General features: G+C 27.1%; 3 protein-coding genes. All 3 read left to right on the top strand.

The features are described 5' to 3' along the window. Positions 1–244: 244 nt before the first annotated feature. Positions 245–1,156, top strand: a complete 912-nt coding sequence (locus C4B24_RS04490) for a hypothetical protein (RefSeq protein WP_131599582.1) — start codon at positions 245–247, stop codon at positions 1,154–1,156. A 302-nt stretch (positions 1,157–1,458) separates the two neighbouring features. Beyond that, positions 1,459–1,950, top strand: coding sequence for an NUDIX domain-containing protein (locus tag C4B24_RS04495; RefSeq protein ID WP_131599583.1), 492 nt, complete (start codon positions 1,459–1,461; stop codon positions 1,948–1,950). A gap of 181 nt (positions 1,951–2,131) precedes the next feature. Beyond that, positions 2,132–3,109, top strand: coding sequence for a Fic family protein (locus tag C4B24_RS04500; RefSeq protein ID WP_131599584.1), 978 nt, complete (start codon positions 2,132–2,134; stop codon positions 3,107–3,109). The last annotated feature ends 155 nt before the right edge of the window (positions 3,110–3,264 follow it).

Consider the following 3,264-nt stretch of genomic DNA (forward strand, 5'->3'; position numbering starts at 1 on the left):
AGACACGGATACTTATATATTAAAAATTTCCAATAAAAAACTCGAACTCATTTCAAGTCCGAATCTTTAATATACAATTTTTGTATAATTTATTTATAATTATAAAAGTGTTGCACTTTAAATTACAATGAAGAATTTACATAAATTCATTAAAACTAAATTTTATTCAGTGTAATTTTAAGGTGTTATAATAATGATATTGGTGAACCAGTTATTGGTTCAAAACTAATTAAAAAGGAGAATTATGAATAAATTATCAAAGAAAATATCCCTAGGTGTAATATCACTAACTGCAATAGCTATACCTTCATTAATATTAGCAACCTCATGTGGTGAAACAAAAACGGTTCCAAAAAAACAGAATACTCCAGATGACCCCAGTGTTCCAGATAAACAGACACCTATAGATACACAAGAACCAGTAACACAACCTTGACAAACATTAACACCTGCATTAAAAATTCCTAAAACTTTTGATGAAAGTAAAAGTAAGCGTTTATTTAGAGAATTACATGATGACACAAAAACTTATGATGAAAAAAAGCAATTATTAAAAGATTATACCAACTCTAATAATAATGAAAGTTGATATGAAGGAGAATGAAGTTCAAAAGATAAAGAAAAACAATTTTTTAAAGGTGGAAAACTTCCAAAATCTTTATTTTTACATGAACCTAAAATTACAGAGCTACACATAGGATCAAATATAACTGATATTGAAGAAGATTTTAAAGACATCTCAGATTCATATTACATGCACAGATTAAGAAAACTAACATTTGCAAGAAATGGTAACTTTAAAAGATTTGATACAACTGTATTCCAATTCCTTAAATCCAATGAACTTGACTTAACACCACTATATAAATTAGAATATATTACCCCTATGGATCCACTGATGGTGGTAAAAGTGAATATCTTAAAACTACCAAAATCTTTTGATGTAGGTAAATATCCATTACATTTAACAAACTGACCCGCATTTCTTTTAGATGATAAAAAGGTGTTTACATTATATGCATATAATAGTAGACCTTGAGATTTGAGTCAAGTAATACCTAGATTTGGTTTAGATGAAAATGTTGATATATACACAGTGAGAAAATATTTTAAAATATATAACACTGATGGTGTAAAACAAACAATATATGAATAAGGATATGATAAATTATTTATATAGATGCTAGACTAAAAGCACTCCACTTACATTTTAACTTTGCAAGTGTTGTACATTATAAATTAATATGAGAATCACTTATATAAAGTGATTTTTCTTAATTTTATATTCCACTAACCCCAAAGGGATAATTAACTATAGATTAAAAAAATGGGTCAGAAGTAAAAGGGTGTATAATTAATATATAAGTGGTGTAATCGGTCATCACACCCGAAGGCCCGAGGGCCTTTTGGTTCGCCCTTTTTATATGACCACTTTAACCACTGCTATATACTTTAAATATGAAACAACCAAACAAAGACTACATAATGGATATTAGAAGTAAGTTAAATAACCATGACTTAATAATGGTTCCTTCAGCTACAGTTATTCCTTTTAAAGATAATAAAGTATTGCTTCAAAAACGTTCTGACACCGGTACTTGAGGTACTTTTGGTGGTGGCATTCAATATAATGAAAAAATACAAGATACAGCAATCCGTGAATTACTTGAAGAATCTAATCTAGAATGTAAAGACATTCAACCTTTTGGTATTTATTCATTATTTCCAATTGAATATGCAAATAAAGATAAAGTCAATGCTTTTACAATAGCCTTCATATGTAGTTTAAAAGATAAGAATGCATTTAAAGCTAATGATGGTGAAACTATTGAAGCTGCTTGATTTAATATAGAACAAATAAAAGAACTTACTTTTTGAAATAAAGCTTGCAAAGAAATTATTATTGATGCCTTTAGTTTTATAGAAAGTAAAGAGTTTATTTGTAAATAGTTATTTATAAGATTTACAAAAGAGTTGGTCCACTTCGTTAATTAAAGACTAAAAATAAATTAAAAAAGATTGCATTTATACCTTGAATACCACTTTTTCAATACTTAAACACCCCTAAAATGTTGTATTTACACTCAAAATACAACATTTTTAATATAATTTATACATTAAGGAGGGTAATATGAAATGCTATAAAACAGAGGATTTATTAACTGATAAAAATATTTCGAATAAATTAAAAAAGATATTCATGTTTGCTTATCAAGTTAAGGATATGGAAATTAGTGCTAATGGAACTCCCTTTATTGAAAACTATAAGAATAAACAAAATCAAATGGAAACAAAATACTCGAATGCAATTGAAAATATAAATGAATATAAATATAGTGATGATGAGTGAATTGGATTAAATGAAGCCAATCAATATATAACAAGGAATTATAATGATCCGTTAGACATTGATGAATTGCAAGATATTCACCAAAGATTAATGAGAAGCAAGAAAGATAGCGGCGAATTAAAGAGAAAAGACAATACAGTTGCAGGTTATAAAACAAGTTCTATAAAAGATGTTGAAAAAGATCTTTATCAAATTCTTTCAAGTTATTATTCAGAGGAAAAAGATACACTTGAAAAAGGTGTTATTTCTTCAATTATTTTTACACTCAACTTTTTAATGTGCCATCTGTTTCAAGATGGAAATGGAAGAATGAGTAGAATGTTACTCCACAAGCTTCTAATTAAATCAGGGCTAAGTTTTGTTAAATACCAAATGCTATCTCAATACATACATGATGAAAAACAAGAGTATTACAATTCACTTGAACATGTAAGAAAAGGCATTTTAGATAACCCAGGAGCGTTTGATAATGATAATGCCAAACCTTACATCATTTACATTTTAGACACTCTTATACAAGCTATTTTAGATTTTGGAAAACAACTGCAATTATTTAACCAAATAGGAAAAAACAATACGGAATTAAAAAGATGAATAATCAAAGAAATTTCAATGAATAAGAATACTACAAGAAAACTATTAAACTCGAAAATTAACTTAATCATTTCTGAAGATAAGTTAAAAAGAATTGTAAGAGAAATGATTAGTGATAAAGAGATATCTACAAACGGACATGGTAGAGTAGCAAATTTTGTGTAAACTTAGTTTTCATGAAATCTCACTACTTCCTATGTTGTAATTTTATCTTAACATGAAAAAAAGAGCATAACGAAAAATCCATTTTGGAAATTCTATGCTCATTTTTTTAATCTAATTCAAATAATATTGAAAGTTGATTGTAAATAACTCCTCAA

The organism is Mycoplasma marinum (genome assembly GCF_004335975.1).
GTDB lineage: Bacteria > Bacillota_I > Bacilli_A > Mycoplasmatales > Metamycoplasmataceae > Mycoplasma_K > Mycoplasma_K marinum.